Origin of the sequence: Streptomyces sp. NPDC008313, assembly GCF_042956125.1 — a bacterium.
Taxonomy (GTDB): Bacteria; Actinomycetota; Actinomycetes; order Streptomycetales; family Streptomycetaceae; genus Streptomyces.
Genome location: NZ_JBIBFR010000035.1, coordinates 37,000 through 53,057 on the forward strand (window position 1 = coordinate 37,000; position 16,058 = coordinate 53,057).

A 16,058-nucleotide genomic window follows, 5' to 3' on the forward strand; every position below is an offset into this window, starting at 1 on the left:
CGAGCGACCCCACTCAGGCACGACCAGACGCCTCTCCGGAACGTCGGGAGAGCGAGTCGGCGGTGACGGCCGCCAGCAGCACACCGCCGGTGATCATGAACTGGACGGCGTCCTGGACCCCCAGCAGCTCCATACCCGAGGAGATCGACTGGATGACCAGCACGCCGAGCAGCGCGGACCATGTCGAGCCACGCCCGCCGAACAGGCTGGTGCCCCCGATGACAGCCGCGGCGATGGCGTTGATCAGCAGCATTCCGGAGCCGGCGACGCGGGCCGTCGTGGGGCTCGCCGAGGTGAGTCCTGAGGCCACGAACAGGCCGCCGATCGCGGCCAGGGTCCCCGACACCATGAACATCGCGATCCGCATCCGCGCCACGCCCACACCGGCGCGTCGCGCCGCCTCGACACCGCCGCCGAGCGCGTAGACCCTCCGTCCGTGGCGGGTGCGGCGCAGGACGAGGTCCGAGGCGATGACGACCGCCAGGAAGATCAGGAGGGCGAGCGGCAGACCCTGGAACTGGTTGAGCGTGTAGGCGGCGGCGAAGGCGATCACCGTCAGGACGCCGGTGCGCACCCAGATCTCACTCAGTGGCCGGTGCGGCATCCCGGCTGCCTTTCGGCGGTTCCTGTTATGGCGAGAGACCAGGACGTACGCGCCGGCGCCGAGCGCCGCCAGACCGTACGCGACACCGGCGGCGCCGAAGTAGGTACTGGTCAGAGAGGCGACCAGACCCCCCTCGTCGATGTTGATGGTGCCGCCGGCGCCCAGGAGGAAGAGCGTCAGGCCGTTCCAGGCAAGCAGCCCGGCGAGGGTGACCACGAACGCCGGCACGCCGACGCGGGCGAAGAAGAACCCCTGGACTGCTCCCACCGCCATCCCCGACATCACCGCCACGATGACGGCGAGCCACTCCGGCATACCGAGGTTCACGTTCAGCACGGCGAACGCCGCCCCTCCCAGGCCGCTGACGGAGCCGACCGACAGGTCGATCTCGCCGATCAGCAGCACAAAGACGATGCCGACGGCGACCAGACCGGTACCGACGATGTCCACGCTGAGGTTGGACAGGTTGCGCGGCGAGAGGAAATTCTCGTTGAGGCCCTGGAAAACGAGCCAGATCGCGACAAGGCCGAGGACGACCAGGATCGGGCCGCGCTCGTCGCCGCGCAGCCTGCCGCGGAACACGTCGGCATATCCCCTGAGGTTGATGTGCCGTCCGCGGGTACGCGGAGGCCGGTCGGACGTGGCGGCCCCGGCGTCGCCACCGGTGCGTCCTGAATCCCCGGGTGCCCTCTTCCTGCTCACGGCCAGGCCTCCTCGTCGCGTGTCGTGCGGTGCGCCACGGCGTTGTCCGCCGCGCCGGTGATGGAGGAGATGATCTGTTCCTGAGGCGTGGTGTTCACGTCGAAAAGGCCGTTGTTGCGGCCGAGGCGCAGGACGGCGACGCGATCCGCGACGGCTTTGACGTCGCCCATGTTGTGACTGATGAGGAGTATGGCGAGGCCGTGGTCGCGCAGTTCGTCGATGAGGTCGAGGAGGTGGCTGGTCTGCTCGACGCCCAGGGCGGCGGTGGGTTCGTCGAGAAGGAGGACCTTGGGCTCGGCCATGAGCGAGCGGGAGATCGCGACAGCCTGCCGCTGTCCTGCGGACAGTGCGGTGACCGGCATGCGCACATCGGGGATGCGGATGGACAGAGTGCGCATCAGTTCGCGGGCACGGTGTTCCATCTCCACCTCGTCGAGGATGCCGAACCGGTGGATCTCACGGCCGAGGAATTGATTGCCGACGACGTCGAGGTTGTCGCACATCGCGAGGTCCTGGTGGACGGTACCGATGCCCAGCGACTGGGCATCGTTGGGGCGTTTGATCTGGACGAGCCGCCCTTCCCACTCGATGACGCCCTTGTCGGCGGGGCTGACACCTGAGATCGCCCTGACGAGCGTGGACTTGCCGGCGCCGTTGTCGCCCACCAGAGCGACGACCTCACCGGCCCGGAGCCGCAGCTCGACATCCACGAGCGCGTGCACGCCGCCGAACCGCTTGGAGACGCCGCGCAGCACCAGCACGGGCGGGTACGCCACGGGGACCACCTCCCTCACCGGGTGAATCCGGTCTAGTGGGTGAGTCCGGCCTTGTCGCAGGCGGGCCGGAGCCTCGGAGTGCAGATCTGGTCGATGGTGTACACGCCCTCCTTGACCAGGGTCTGCCCGATAGTGCCGGCCGTCACGGCGACCGGAGTGAGCAGAACGGCCGGAATGCCCCTGGTGGTGGCGCTGTCGATGGTGTTCGGGGCGATGGAGCCGAGTTTCTCGCCTCGTCCCAGGGCGACGGCCATGGCGGCAGCCACGGCTGCCTCCGTCCTGAAGGGTTTGTACACAGTCATGTACTGCTCCCCTCCGACGATGCGCCGCACGGCATCGAGGTCGGCGTCCTGGCCGGTAACGGGGGGCAGTGCCCTGACACGTGCGTTCTTGAGAGCGGCGATGACACCGGAGGCGATGGCGTCGTTGGCCGCCAGGACACCGTCGATACGGTCCGGGCCCAGGGCCGCGATGGCCGCAGCCATATTGTCGTGGGCGTTCTCCGCTATCCAGCCCGGGGTGTCGTACGATCTGCCGATCTTCACCTTGCCCTCGATGACCGACAGCGCCGCCTTGGCGTACCAAGCCGCGTTGGGGCTGGCCGGATCGCCGTTCATCATGACGATCTGGCCGCCGTTCGCCTTGTCGCCCATGCCCTTGAGGAGAGCCTCGCCCTGAAGTCTGCCGACCTGGCCGCCGTTGAAGGTGACAAAGGCCGAGATCGGGCCTTCGGCGAGCCGGTCGTAGGCGACGACGGGGATACCCGCCGTGTGCGCCGCCCGGACCGAGGAGCGGAGCGCCTTTGGGTCGACGGCGTCGAGGATCAGGACCGCGGTTCCCTTGACGATCATGGAGTGCATCTGTTGCCGCTGTCTCGTCGCATCGTTCTCGGCATTGGCGAACGCAATAGTGCAGTGGGCGCACAGCTCCTTGAGCCTCTTCTCGATCAGCGGCCTGTCGGAGTGCTCCCAACGAGAGATCCCCTGGCTCGGAAGCAGCAGGCCGACGGTGAAGCCGTCCCGGCCCGCCCGGCTGTTGCTTCCGCAGCCGGCCAGGGACAGGACCATGAGCCACGTGGTGACGAAGGCGATGGCGTTCCACGTATGGGTCCTCATGTCGGATCCCCTTGTTCTGTCCGGGGCCCGGGTTCGCCCCCGGGCTCGCGGACTGGCACAACGATCTCGCTCCATACCTGCTTGCCTCCGCCGACCGGCACCGAGCCCCAGGCCGCCGACATCGCTTCGACCAGGAGGATGCCGCGGCCGCCGGTCGCCTCCCAGTCCACGATCACCGGCTTGGCGGGCGCGCGCGGCGAGGAGTCGCTCACCGCGACCCGTACCCGGTCCGCGGCGAGGGTGAGCTCGACGCGGACCGCACCCTGGGTGTGCGCCAGGGCGTTGGTGACCAGTTCGGAGGTGACGAGCAGCACGGTGTCGGCTTCTTCCACGACCTTCCACGCGCGCAGGGTGCGCGCGGTGAAACGGCGGGCATGCATGACGGCATCGGGCAGCCGCCACACCACGTAGCGGGCCCGTGTCGGCCGCACCTTCATCCCGTCGTAGCGCAGCAGCAACACCGCGACGTCGTCCTCGCGACGTCCGGTCTCACCGAGTAGATCGTCGGCCATCCGTCCGGGGTCCGAGGGGTCGGCCGCGGCGAGCGCGTCGCACGTCCGGCGCATGCCCTCGTCCAGATGCAGGCCGGCGGACTCGACCAGGCCGTCGGTCACCAGGGCGAGGACCGTGCCCGGGGCCAGCGCGACCGTGGTCATCGGGAACTCCGCCTCCGCGAGTATGCCCAGTGGGAGTCCGCCCTCGACGGCGATCTCCTCGGTGGCGCCGTCGGGATGACGTACCAGCGGTGAGAGGTGCCCGGCCCGGACGAACCAAGCGTCGCCCTCCTCCAGGTCCAGCTCGACATAGCAGCAGGTGGCGAACAGGTCGGTCTCCATACCCACAAGAAGCCGGTTGGCGCGCGAGATGACCACATCGGGCGGATGGCCCTCCACGGCGTAGGCCCTCACCGCCGTGCGCATCTGGCCCATGATCGTCGCAGCCCCGGCACTGTGCCCCTGCACGTCACCGATGACCAGGGCCACCCGGGTCTCGGACAGCGCGATGACGTCGTACCAGTCACCGCCCACCTGCAGCCCGTGTTTCGCGGGCAGATAACGGGCGGCGGCGGTCCCTCCGGGCAGCTTGGGGAGACGGCGGGGCAGCAGACTGCGCTGCAGCAACGTGGCGAGTTCCTGCTCGGCGTCGTATGCCTGCGCGCGCTTCAGGGCCTGCCCGACCAGCCCCGCGGTCGCGGTGAGCAGGGACCGCTCATCGGGGAGGAAGTCGTGCGGCTCGTCCCACCCGACCAGGCACACCCCGGTGCCCCGGCTCACAGCCGGGAGCGGCAGGACGGCCAAGCCGCCGGGGCCGACGCCCGAGAGACCGGGTTCGAGGGCGGCGCTCGAGGGCCACAGGCTGATACGCCCGTCCCTCAGCGCCGTCTGAAGCGTGGGCAGGGCGGTGACTGGTGCGTCCGGCCACTCCGAGCGCCACTCCGAGCGCCACAGCTCCGGCCAGGCGCCGGGCTGCGGTGGATCGAGCACGGTGACCACCAGCCGGTCGTCCTGCAGCTCGGCGAGCGCCACCCGGTCGGCGCCCAGCGGCTTGCGCAGGGCGGAGCCCACCACCCGGCTGACGTCCCGGAGCGTTGTGGCGTCGTCGAGCGCGGAAGTCAGCCACTGGACCTTGGAGACGTCGTCGGTACTCTGGCGCTCCGCGGAGACCGCGGTCACCAGGCCCAGCACCCGCTTCGGACTGCCGTCGGTGTCCTTGAACACCCGGCAGCTCAGATTCAGCCAGCGGAGCTCACCGGTGGGCCGACGGATCCTAAACTCCAGTTCCCGGTACCCGGGGGCCTGCGCGGACGGCTCCCTGACCGATATCAGTGTGGGCATGTCCTCCGGGACGATCTGCGCGAACAGCGTGTCCGCCTTGCTGTCGAAGTCGTCCGGGGCGATGCCGACCAGTTCGAGCACGGTCGCGTCCGCCTCGATCATCCCGGTTTCCAGTGCCAGGACGAACGAGCCGACGCGCAGACTACTCAGAGCAGGCCCCAGCAGCGGGGAGGGCGCGGACCGGTCGGCCTCAGCCTGGAGCCGGTCGGCTACCGCGTCGGCGTACTGCTGGAGGAATCTCCGCTGCTCGGGTCCGAAGCCATCGGCGGAATCCCCAACGACGACGAGGCAGCCCAGCGGTCTCTCCCGCGCCCCGAGCGGCATCACACTGAGCGGCCCGCTTGCTCGAGCACTCGCAGCGCCGCCCCCGTGGGAGAAGGCGAGTGCCCCCGTGGCCGGCCACAGCGGCCGACCGGCGCGGAAGGCTTCGGATACGGGTGACCCGCCGGACAGCGGGACCCGCTCGGGCAGCCCGTAGTGGGCAGTGGCGCCCCCGGCCGCTTCGACCAGCCGAAGCCCTTCGCTCTCGTCGCCGAGCACATACACAGCCGCCAGCGCCGCCCCGGCGAACGCCAGCACCCGCTCCCTCGTGGTGGGCTCCGGCGCCGGAGACAGCGGACCGGATTCTTTCGCCCCGGCCCCGTATGCCCGTGGCCCCGAGACTCCGGGCTGCTCCGAGGCTCCGGACCGGACATCGCCATGATGGGGCATGTCCGCATCTACCTCCCGTCCGTGCCGCAGGTGCCAGCAGGTGGAGGTACCCCGGAACACGGGCGGCGACTCGGGGTGCCGAACCCGGTCACTAGGGACCAAACGAACGATAAGCGGCACCCACACACTAGAATCGCATATACCTAAAAATCGACCAGGTGTGCCGGAGATCGGCAGGGGAGACGCTCCCGCCAGCCGCTTGACGCAAGAGGCTGTGCACTGGGCGGGAAGGGACACGTCCGGCTTGTGTGGCAGGGATGCAGCAGGGGCGGAGGCGGCCAAGTGCGTAGGTGTCCATTCGCGAGCCGCTCGCGGATGGCACAACGGTCGTCACCGGCTACCACCCACGACAGCAAGGTCCTGCCCGGCATCCACACCCGCCTGGCCCGTCGCGGACTGCTCCCGCCGAGCACCTGGTCGACGTCGGCTACACATCCCTGCCCCTCCTATAACAGGCCACCTGTGACCACCAGGTCACCGTCTCCGGGCCGCTGAGGAGCAACCCCACCCGCCAACACCGCCGAAATGAGGGCTTCGAGACCTCCCGCGGTCTGCTGGTGGCCGTCCTGCGGACGGGCCGGTGCGAGGTGTTCGCCGTCAACCGCTCGGTGGAACCGCTCTCCTCACCGCGACGGGTGTACTGGCCGAGTCGGCCTGCCGTCCCGGACGCCGCCCGGCCGACTCGGAGGCATCGCTGCGCGCCACCGGGACCGCGGAAGTCCTGGTGGTCAGGAAGGGGCGCGCAGTGCCTCCACCGGTTCCATCCGAGAGGCCCGCACGAATGGATAGAGGCCCGCCAGCAGGCCGACCACCGCGCCGACGACCGGTGCGCCCAGGGCCAGTCGGCCGTCCGGTCCCCGGAAGTTGTGGTCGCTGGTGCCAGTGCAACCGCCCTGTAATCACCCGACCGGCGCCCCGTCCCGTGCCCCCGCCCCGGCCCACGCGCTCAGCGCCTCCACACGGTCCCGGCCCCGCTCCCGTTCCCGGCCCCCGGAGTCCGTGGCGCGGGTGGCCCAGGCGATGTGCCCGTCCGGGCGTACGAGGATCTCGGTCACGCCGTGCAGGTCCTCGCGGTCGTCGTGGGCCGTGACGGTCGCGGCGGTGACGCGTTCACCCCACCCCGCGTGGACGGCCGTGGCCGTGGCCGGGTCGCTCGTGAGGTCCAGGTGGACGAAGCGGGCGGCGGCCAAGAGGTCGTAGACACGTCGCACGGCGGGGTCGGAGGTGGTCAGCCCGATGTCGGGCATCCGGCGGCCCACCAGTGGGTCGGCGCCGGGCCCGGTGGGCGGGTAGGCGGTGTGAAGCGCGGAGACCCGGCCCGCCAGGACGTGGTTGACCTGGTCCATCCGGAGGAATTCGTCGAACAGTTCGCGCAGGGCCGCCGCCGGCCGCTGGTACCGGGGTACGAGGGTGAGTTCCGCGAGCAGGGTCTGGACCTCGGTGTTCTCCGTGACCGCGTGGCCGACCGGGCGGCGCTCGGCGTCGTAGCTGTCCAGCAGGCCGGGCGGCGCCCAGCCGTGGACCGTGGCGGCCAGTTTCCAGCCGAGGTTCACTGCGTCCTGAAGGCCCGTGTTGAGCCCCTGGCCCGCCGCGGGGAAGTGGATGTGGGCGGCATCGCCCGCGATCAGGAGACGGCCGGAGCGGTACCGGTCGGCGAGCCGGGTGGCGTTGCCGAAGCGGGACAGCCAGCGGGGCTCGGTGATGCCCAGGTCGCGGCCGCAGATCCGGGTCAGGGACTGGCGGAACTCCTCCAGGGTCACGGGCTCGCGGGCCGGTGTCCGCATCGTGGCCGGATCGATGTAGACCAGCCGGGTGACACCGCCTTCCATGGGCGCGACCAGCACGCCCGCGGACCGGGCGGCCTCCAGTGCGGCCGGGTCGGCGCCGAGGACGGCGAAGTCGCCGAGCACGCCGGTAAGGCTCTCGTCGGTGCCGGGGAAACCGATGCCCGCGGCCTGTCGTACGGTGCTGCGCCCCCCGTCGCAGCCGACCGCGTACCCGGCCCGCAGGGTCTCGGCGCCGCCGGGTCCCCGCACCTCCGCCGTGACACCGTCGGCGTCCTGGCTCACCCCGGTGACCTCATGCCCGCGCGCGAACTCCACGCCCAGTTCGAGGGCGCGCGCGGCGAGCAGTTCCTCGGTGCGGGCCTGGGCGATGAACAGGGTGCAGCCGTGCCGGGAGTCCAGCCGGGAGAAGTCGAGGTGGGTGGGCAGTTGCGCGAAGTGCCAGCCGGGGACGGTCCGGCCGAGCGGCAGGAACCGGTCGAGCAGCCCCCGCTGATCCAGCACTTCCAGACTGCGCGGATGCAGCGTGAGCGCCCGTGAGTCGCGCTGCGCTTCCACGCGGCGCTCCACGACCCGCGTGCGGACACCGGCCAGCGCGAGTTCGCAGGCCAGCATCAGCCCGGTCGGTCCCGCGCCCACCACGAGTACGTCAAGGTCCATCGGAATCTCCTCTATTTAATGAACGATGTTCACGAGAACGCTGTTCACTATAATGAACCCCATGACCTCCCCGTCAACCCACGTCCAGTCCCAGACCCGGGGCCGCCCCCCTCGCATCGACCGCGCGCGCACTTTGCGCACCGCCCTCGACCTGCTGGACGAATCGGGCCTGGACGCTCTCACCATGCGGCGGATCGCCGACGCGATGGACGTGCGGGCGAGCGCGCTGTACCGCTACTACGCGACCAAGAACGACCTGCTCACCGCCATGGCGGAGCACATGATGGACGGCGTCACCCATGCGGCCGCCAGCACTGCTGGGAGCGGCTGGCGCGAGCAACTGACCGTCCTCGCGCACGCCCTGCGCACCGCTCTGCTCGGCCACCGCGACGGCGCGCGCGTGTTCGCGGGGACGCACTCCACGGGGGCGAACACCCTCGGCTACGCCGACACGGTCGTGGGCATCCTGCGGGAGGCGGGTTTCACCGCCGACGACGCGGCACGCGCCCTCTACACGGTCGTCAACTTCACCGTGGGCCACACGCTGGAGGAACAGGCCGCCCTCGTCCCCGCCTCCGCCGAAGGTGCCGGGGACGACGACCCGGCTGTGCTGCGTACAGCGGTGGAGTCCGGGAACTACCCCCACCTGGGCGCCGTACTGCCCGCCCTCACGAGCACCGACTTCGACGGCCTCTTCGACTTCGGGCTCGACCTGCTCGTCGACGGTCTGACGGCACGGCACTGAACCACGGTCACCCGCCGGCCGGCGAGGTCCGTCCCACACCGAGGCGTTCCGCTGCGTAGTCCGGACGCCACTGCCCGAACAGCTGCCGTACCCCGGCGGTCGGCGCCGTCGGCGGGGTACGCCGGCACGGTCCGCGCTCGGGGGAGTGGCGGACCGTGCCGGGACCGTGGACCGGTGGGCCAGGTGATATGGCAGGCACCATCCCAGGCCTGCCCGTCCTGGGACATTTTGCTCTGCCTGGTCTCCTGAGCAGAACCGCCCCAGGCCGGACCGCCCGGCCCACCGTTGCCTCCAGAGTGCTCCCCACCGCCGGAGAGGCCACGGTCACTGGGGGATACGCGGCGGCCGGCCCGAGTGTTGAAGCCGTTCCGAAAGAGAGACGGCCGGCTGCCCCGCGCGCTGCGCCGGGGAGCGGTGACGTGACGTGGACGCACCACGCGGGGTGTCGACGAGCCCCGCGGCGACGGGCCGGTACGCCTCACACCGGTCCCACGGGAACGGGTGCGCCGACATCCGCGGTCGTCCGGTGGTCGAAGGCGATCAGCGGGTCGCCGGTCAGCGGATGCTCGACCACCGCCGCCCGCACCCCGAACACCTCGGCCATCAGCGCGGGTGTGAGGACGTCCGCCGGTGTGCCGGAGGCGACGACCGCGCCGGAGTGCAGGACGTACAGGCGGTCGCACACGGAGGCGGCGGCGTTCAGGTCGTGCAACGACACCAGCGTCGTACGGTGCTGGGCCCGCAGCAGAGCCAGCAGGTCAACCTGGTGGCGGATGTCCAGGTGGTTGGTCGGCTCGTCCAGGACGAGCACGTCCGGGTCCTGGGCCAGGGTCCGCGCCAGCAGCACCCGCTGCCGTTCGCCGCCGGACAGCGCGGAGAACCGGCGGTGCCCGTGCTCCGCCATACCGACCCGGTCCAGGGAGTCGGCGACGATCCGCCGGTCACCGTCGTCGTCCCGGGCGAAGGACCGCTTGTAGGGGATGCGGCCCATCGCGACGACCTCGCGCACCGTCAGCTCGAAGTCACTGCCGCGTTCCTGGGGGAGCGCCGCCACATGACGGGCCGCGCGGGCCGCCGGGAGGGCGGTCAGATCGGCGCCGTCGAGCAGGACCCGGCCCGACTCCGGGCGCAGATGCCGGTAGACGGTCCGCAGCACCGTCGACTTGCCGCTGCCGTTGGGCCCGATCAGCCCGGTGATCTGCCCGGGAAGGGCGAGCAGCCGCACGCCGGACACCACCGTGCGGCCGTGGTAGGCCACCGTGAGGTCCTCGATCTCGATCCTCATCACGCACGCTCCAGCCGGCGGTCCAGGAGGAACAGCAGCACGGGAGCGCCGATGAACGCGGTGACGACGCCCACCGGCAACTCCATGTGCGGCAGCGCCGTACGGCAGACGGTGTCCACCACGACGAGCAGCACCGCGCCGGTCAGCGCGGAGACCGGCAGCAGCCGGCGGTGGTCGCCGCCGACGACCAGGCGGCACAGGTGCGGCACCATCAGTCCGACGAACCCGATGGCTCCCGCGGCCGACACGAGCACACCGGTCAGCACACTGGTCACCACGAACAGCTCACGGCGCAGCCGGGCCACGTCCACGCCGAGCCCGGCCGCCGTCTCGTCGCCCAGCAGCAGAGCGTTGAGCGACCGGGCCCTGCCCTGCAGGGCGACGAACCCCGCGCACACCGTGGCCGCGGGAAGGGCGAGGTTGGTCCACTGAGCCCCGCCCAGGCTGCCCATCAGCCAGAACAGCACTCCCTGGGTCTGCTGTTCGTCGCCGACGCGGAGCACCAGGTAGCTGGTGAACCCGGACAGGAACTGGCCGATCGCCACACCGGCCAGCACCAGGCGCAGCGGGGAGAACCCGCCGCCCCTGCGGGCCATCGCCCACACCAGCCCGAAGGAGAGCAGCGCACCGAGGAACGCGGCGCCGGAGACACCGAGTCCCAGCAGCCCCCCGGTGCCGGCGCCGAGCACGAGGGCGGCCACCGCACCCAGTGACGCCCCGTTGGAAATGCCCAGCAGATACGGGTCGGCCAGTGGATTGCGCACCAGGGCCTGTACGGCGGTGCCCACGACGCCGAGCCCGGCGCCGACGATCGCCGCGAGCAGCGCCCGGGGCACTCGGAGCTGCCACACGATCAGGTCCTGCGTACCGGGCCGGGGCTGTCCTCCGGCCAGCCGGTGCAGCACCGTGGACCACACCTCGGTGAACGGCACCCCGGACGAGCCCCAGGACACGGCCCCGGTGAGGGACAGCATCAGGAGCACGGCGAGGGCTGCCAGCAGGAGGGGGAGGGACACGGTCCTCGTCCGAGGTGGGCCGGACGGCCGTCCCGGAGTCCCGTCCGCCGGCCCCGGCGTTTTGTGCCGTCGTACCGTCCCTTCGGGTGTAGGCGCGATCGCCACCTACTGGCCTCCCTCGAACCGGTCCGGATACAGGGTGTGCGCGATCTGCTCGACCGCATCGGCATTGCCGACGCCCGGCGTGGTGATCTTCTCCGACCTGATCCGCAGGAACTTGTTCTCCTTGACCGCCTTCAGCCCCTTCGTGGCGGGGAAGGTCTTCAGGAAGTGCTCGGCGTCCGCGAACGCCTTCGCGTCGTTGGCGCCGCCGCCCCGGTTGCGCACCGCGAGCTGGATCCAGTCGGGGTTCTTGCCCACGACCTGCTCCCAGCCGACCCGCTGGTAGTCGCTGTCGCAGGTACGGAAGATGTTGCTCGCCCCGGCGAGCGTGATCACCGCGTTGGCCACCTGCTTGCCGCACACCGCGGTGGGCTGCTGGGTGCCGCCGTCGTAGTCGAAGACGAAGTACGTCGGCCGCCGCTCGTCGGGCACCTTGCCGATCCGAGCGCGGACCGCCTCCACCTTCTTCTTCATCGAGGCGGTGATCTCACCGGCCCGCTTCGACGTGCCGGTCAGCGTACCGAGCCGCTCGATGTCGTCGGTGACGTCGGACAGATCCTTCCGCGGGCCCGAGCGCTGGGCGGCGCAGGCCGTGGTGCGCATCTGCACCACCTGGATGCCGGCCGCCCGGTATTCTTCGGGCGTCGGCGTCAGGGAGGCGCCGCGCGTGGGACGGAACGTCTCCACATAGGTGTCCGCGCCCGAACCGAGCAGCCTCTCCTTGGCGATGGCCGTCCGCCCCAGCACCGGCACCTTCGCAGCCTCCGTCGCGAGTCCGCCGGGCAGCGCCCCCTTGCCCGGCGGGAAACCGGTGCCGACGACCTTCGCTCCCGCGCCGAGCCGCAACAGGATCTCCAGCGCCGACGCGTTACTGGTGACGATTTTCGCCGGCGGTGCCTTGAAGGTGACCTTCTGCCCGTCGCAGTTCTCGACGGACACCGCGGAACCGCCCTTCCCGGCCGACGCCGCCCCCTTCGCGCCGCTTCCGCCCCCCGAGCCGCTACAGCCCGTCACGAGCAACCCCACGGCGAGGATGACGCCACCGATCGGGCGCGTCAGCTTCGACACGGCTTGCCTCCCATCACTGCTCCTCCTGCGGCTCTTCCACCGGACCGGGAAGCGCCGTTCACCAGATGTCCCCGACGTAGTCGGCGCGCGGGAGGACGGAGTTCCCGGCTCACCCCCACTTCTTCACCGCCGGTGCGTCAGCCCCCTGCTCCTCCTCCACGAGCAGGTCGGTCAGCGACGCACGCGCCCGCGCGACACGGGAGCGGACGGTGCCGATGGGACAGCCGATGGCCTGGAGTGACCCCGAGATTCCGACAGCCGGACGTCGGATGTCGCGTCATCCAGCGGAAGTGATCCAAGGTGGCAAAGCGGAAGAATCATCCCGAGGAGTTCAAGCGGGACGCGGTGGACCTGGTGCTTTCCTCGCCGGACCACCGCCGGGGCCGCCCCGACGGTGACTGCCGCGTCCTCACTGGTCAGCCTCTTGGCGATCTCGCGCCAGAACAGCCGCTCGATCTCCCGCCGAGTCGAGGGACGTCCCGGTGACTTCATCGGCGAGCGGCCCGTCAATTCCGCCATCCAACCTGCTGGTCGTCCCACAACACACCCGAAGCAGGGGCGATGTCACCGCGTTCGGCTTCTGGTGAGCAGGGTGACGAGCGGCGGCCCTCGGCGATCGCGGGCCGTATTTTCCGCGCCCTACGCGAAACCGGCCTCCTACGATCACCTGGTACGACTGCTGGAGGGGCGGGAATGCTTGAGGACATCGAGGACGGGACAGCGGCAGCAACGCGGCTCGCGGGTGGTGTGCCGCTTCAAAGCACGCTGGATGCAGGAGTGCGTGAGGTGTCCTGGCACCGGCCTCAGTTCCTGCCGGGGTGGGAGCACTCCGCCCCACTGCCCGCCGACCTGACTCAGGTCGGCGAGTCCCGGCTCGCCCTCGCTCTCTGCCACCGCGACGGGCGGATCCGTCAGGAGGCGCTGCGTCAGTCGGTCCGGTACCCCGGTCAGCTACCGTTGTTCGTGCTCCGTTGCGCCGACTGGGTCGGACCGGTGCGCGAGCACGCGCGGCGGCTGCTGTGCGAGGCCCTGAATGTGGACTCTGCCCTCGACCTCGCGCCGCTCATCCTCCGCATGGGCCGCCGCGGCAGAGGTGCCTTCGGCGTCGATGTACTCAGTCAGATCTTGCGCCAGGCATCCCACGGGCAGCTCGCTGTTCTCTTTGCTGACCCTGACCGCGTCGTTCGGCGGTTCGCGTACCGGCTGGCCATCGAGGGCCGACTGCGCCGTCCCGCTGAGCTGGCCCGTGCGGCCGCCGGGGATCAGGACACTGTCGTCCAGGACCTGTGTGCCACAGCGGCGCTCACGGCTCTGGAGGATGAGGACGGTTACGAGGGTGTGTTGCCTCCACTGCTGTCTGCACGCAACCCGCGTGTCCGTTCGGCCGGCGTCACCGCGCTGAGGCGGGCGGGGCGATCGAAGCAGGCAGAGCCGTTTCTCAGCGACCGTTCTGGCGGTCGGTGAGCCAGGCCCCGACGGCCTGGTCCAGGGCGTCTGCATCGACTCGGGCCAGGAGTCGGCGAACCGTCGATTCCACCGGCCAGGACCGTGCCGGGAACAGCGGATCGATGTCGACGCCGAGGCGTTCGAGCACGGCCGGTGGGGCATCTGCTACCCATTCACTCACCGCGAGCAGTGACTTCGCCCCGGCCAGGACCGCGCAGGCGGTCAGCGCGAGCACCGTCACCAGCGGATGGCGTACTCCTCGCGGATCGCGTGGATCCGGGACCGCCGCCAGCCGCTCCAGCAGGCCGGGCACGTCCCGGCCCAGGGCCGGAGGATGCGGGCTGAGCTGGTCAAACGCGGGCGATATTAGAGATGATGCGTCGGCAGGCGCGGGCTTCCCAGGATCACAGAGCGTAGAGAACTCCATGATCACGGACGTCCGTGCCTGCTTCGTACCAGACCCCACCCAACCCGACGGGACGTCAGCAACCGGACATCATCGAACTACGCCGAAGCCCTGGCACCGACCCCGGTGCCCCTGACGGGTCAATTCGGCCGCCAACGTGCGGGTCGACTTCGTCGTCCACCGCAACGGCGACATCGGACCACCACGTTCGTCCGGCTCGACCAGACTCAGCAGGGCAGTCCGCAGTCCAGGGTCGAGGTCCGCGGCGCGTTTGCGTCCGCCGCCTGGTCGCCGCACTCGTCCAGTAAGGAATTGGCCCGCCTCCAGGTCGGACATGCCCTTGCGCACTGTTGCCCCGCTCACCCCGGCCGCTCGAGCCACGGCCCGAATGCCGCCATGTCCCAGCCCTCGGGCCTCCGCGGCCATCAGCAGTCGCCGCTGTCGTTCGTCCAGGTGCGGGAACAACACCGCGAACTTCACGACAAGTTGATCACGAGTCTCGTCCGGGATGCGCATACGACACCAACGAGCCTCAGCTCTGAAAGCAACACCTTGATGATCGGCAGACCCTTACCCACCGCAATGACACACCGAGCACCCCTGCATGGTGAGCCGGTCCGCGCGTCCGGAAGGCAGCCCCCGCCTTCTTCAACACAACGCGATGCTGGCGCGTACCACTGGGACAGAGATCTACGAGCTGGTCAGAAAGGAGCTCCGAACTCGCAGTACGAGACGTTGCTCCGTAAGCAGCCAGCTTCCGCGACTCCCGCTGTTGCTTCCACCCAGGAGCGCACGTGGGCCCGGAGGCCCACGCGGCCCTTAGCTCTGTACATTCCCAAGTTGGTGTCCGCAGCGAGTGGATACCTCGAATACCGAAAGAGAAACGTGTCACCAAAAATGCGCCAACAGGCATTACGGTTCAGATGGATCGTTGCCTTGGCAGGCATTCTGGCCTGCGGATCCCTCCTGCTCCCCTCCGCACCCCAAGCCAAGGCAGTCGAGGGCGGATTCACCCCTCCCGCTGCAACCGACATGGCTCAAATATGGCTGAAGGGCGTGGACGGCAACCCAGATCAGTTCGCCTGCTCGGGTGTTGTCACCGGCGTGCGCTGGATCCTTACTGCCCAACACTGTTTCAAATTCGCCCCGTACTACGAGTTTTTCGTGCGGGTGGGCTCCACCACGTTGGGTCAGGGCGGTAGATACAACGTTGCCGGAGCCAAGTTCCGAAATGATCTGGCGGTTCTGGAAACACTGCCGGCAGACGGGCATTTGCCGGGATACCCTTACGCAAAATTGGCACCGAACAAGAAGGTGCCGCTGCGCAAGCAACTAGATTCCTACGGGTGGGGAAAGACCTGCGAAACGTGCGGTCCGTCCCCCGTTCTCAAGGGCGCGCACACCAAGGTGATCGACAACGAAGAAGGGCTCAAGGACAGCGCAGGCGGTCCCGCCTATAAGGTCCGGGCACTCAAGGCCAGGCTACGGCAAGGGGATTCTGGCGGGCCGTCCGGGTACTGGGATGGCAAGGTCCGAGTGGTCACCGGTGTCACCTCAACGAGTGTGGTCAATGGGGACAATCCGTCCAACGCACACATGGCGCAGACATACGACGACCCGTTGTGCGCGGCTCAGCGCAACTGTGTCCACGACTGGCTGAGACAGGAAGCTCGTATGGAGGAGTACGTTCCCCATGACGACTTGAAGCTAGCCTCGATCTTGCGTGACGGTCCGCCGACGGAGTCGGTGGACCGTTTTCGTGTTCTGGGCTGGGAGCGGGCAGGGCGAGTGCCCGAGTGTCGT

The 16,058-nt window shown here is 69.8% G+C and carries 12 protein-coding genes and 1 pseudogene; 3 read left to right on the plus strand and 10 right to left on the minus strand.

The genetic code is table 11. The features are described 5' to 3' along the window. Positions 1-13 precede the first annotated feature (13 nt). From ACFY93_RS32305 to ACFY93_RS32325, 5 genes are all read right to left on the minus strand, one after another. Positions 14-1,306 carry a sugar ABC transporter permease gene (locus tag ACFY93_RS32305; RefSeq protein ID WP_391365469.1) on the minus strand — a complete coding sequence of 431 codons (1,293 nt, stop codon included), beginning with the start codon at positions 1,304-1,306 and terminating at the stop codon, positions 14-16. Continuing rightward, positions 1,303-2,082: an ATP-binding cassette domain-containing protein gene (locus ACFY93_RS32310; protein WP_391365470.1), complete on the minus strand. Its 780-nt coding sequence runs from the start codon at positions 2,080-2,082 to the stop codon at positions 1,303-1,305. Before ACFY93_RS32310 ends, ACFY93_RS32305 begins: the two co-directional genes overlap by 4 nt. 32 nt (positions 2,083-2,114) lie before the next feature. Next, the gene (locus ACFY93_RS32315; protein WP_391365471.1) at positions 2,115-3,197 is read right to left on the minus strand and encodes a substrate-binding domain-containing protein; all 1,083 of its coding nucleotides are present in this window, start codon (positions 3,195-3,197) and stop codon (positions 2,115-2,117) included. Further along, entirely contained in the window at positions 3,194-5,743 is a 2,550-nt protein-coding gene (locus tag ACFY93_RS32320; protein WP_391365472.1) for a SpoIIE family protein phosphatase, read from the minus strand. Before ACFY93_RS32320 ends, ACFY93_RS32315 begins: the two co-directional genes overlap by 4 nt. An 899-nt stretch (positions 5,744-6,642) precedes the next feature. Continuing rightward, positions 6,643-8,187 carry a monooxygenase gene (locus ACFY93_RS32325; RefSeq protein ID WP_391365473.1) on the minus strand — a complete coding sequence of 515 codons (1,545 nt, stop codon included), beginning with the start codon at positions 8,185-8,187 and terminating at the stop codon, positions 6,643-6,645. A gap of 61 nt (positions 8,188-8,248) precedes the next feature. Here ACFY93_RS32325 and ACFY93_RS32330 point away from each other — a divergent pair, with 61 nt between their 5' ends. Next, entirely contained in the window at positions 8,249-8,932 is a 684-nt protein-coding gene (locus tag ACFY93_RS32330) for a TetR/AcrR family transcriptional regulator C-terminal domain-containing protein (protein WP_391365474.1), read from the plus strand. A gap of 478 nt (positions 8,933-9,410) precedes the next feature. On the opposite strand, the gene ACFY93_RS32335 is transcribed toward ACFY93_RS32330, so the two are convergent. The 3 genes from ACFY93_RS32335 to ACFY93_RS32345 form a co-directional block, all read right to left on the minus strand. Beyond that, positions 9,411-10,217 (minus strand): ATP-binding cassette domain-containing protein, encoded by an 807-nt coding sequence (locus ACFY93_RS32335; RefSeq protein ID WP_391365475.1) that lies wholly within the window; start codon positions 10,215-10,217, stop codon positions 9,411-9,413. Next, positions 10,217-11,191 carry an iron chelate uptake ABC transporter family permease subunit gene (locus tag ACFY93_RS32340; RefSeq protein ID WP_391365479.1) on the minus strand — a complete coding sequence of 325 codons (975 nt, stop codon included), beginning with the start codon at positions 11,189-11,191 and terminating at the stop codon, positions 10,217-10,219. The genes ACFY93_RS32335 and ACFY93_RS32340 overlap by 1 nt, the downstream gene beginning before the upstream one ends. 147 nt (positions 11,192-11,338) lie before the next feature. Next, a complete protein-coding gene (locus ACFY93_RS32345; protein ID WP_391365476.1) occupies positions 11,339-12,403 on the minus strand; it encodes an ABC transporter substrate-binding protein in 1,065 nt (354 codons plus the stop codon). Positions 12,404-13,096: 693 nt separating this feature from the next. On the opposite strand from ACFY93_RS32345, the gene ACFY93_RS32350 reads away from it, so the two are divergent. Beyond that, entirely contained in the window at positions 13,097-13,867 is a 771-nt protein-coding gene (locus tag ACFY93_RS32350; RefSeq protein WP_391365477.1) for a hypothetical protein, read from the plus strand. Here the strand turns inward: ACFY93_RS32350 and ACFY93_RS32355 are convergent. Together ACFY93_RS32355 and ACFY93_RS32360 are read right to left on the minus strand one after the other, a co-directional pair. Continuing rightward, the gene (locus ACFY93_RS32355) at positions 13,842-14,276 is read right to left on the minus strand and encodes a transposase family protein (protein WP_391365480.1); all 435 of its coding nucleotides are present in this window, start codon (positions 14,274-14,276) and stop codon (positions 13,842-13,844) included. The genes ACFY93_RS32350 and ACFY93_RS32355 overlap by 26 nt on opposite strands. Before the next feature lie 102 nt (positions 14,277-14,378). Next, positions 14,379-14,771, minus strand: a pseudogene (locus ACFY93_RS32360) (ISAzo13 family transposase); the annotation flags it as partial. A gap of 420 nt (positions 14,772-15,191) precedes the next feature. Between ACFY93_RS32360 and ACFY93_RS32365 the strand changes: the two are divergent. Then, positions 15,192-16,058: trypsin-like serine protease (locus tag ACFY93_RS32365; RefSeq protein WP_391365478.1), on the plus strand; the 867-nt coding region annotated here is incomplete at its 3' end.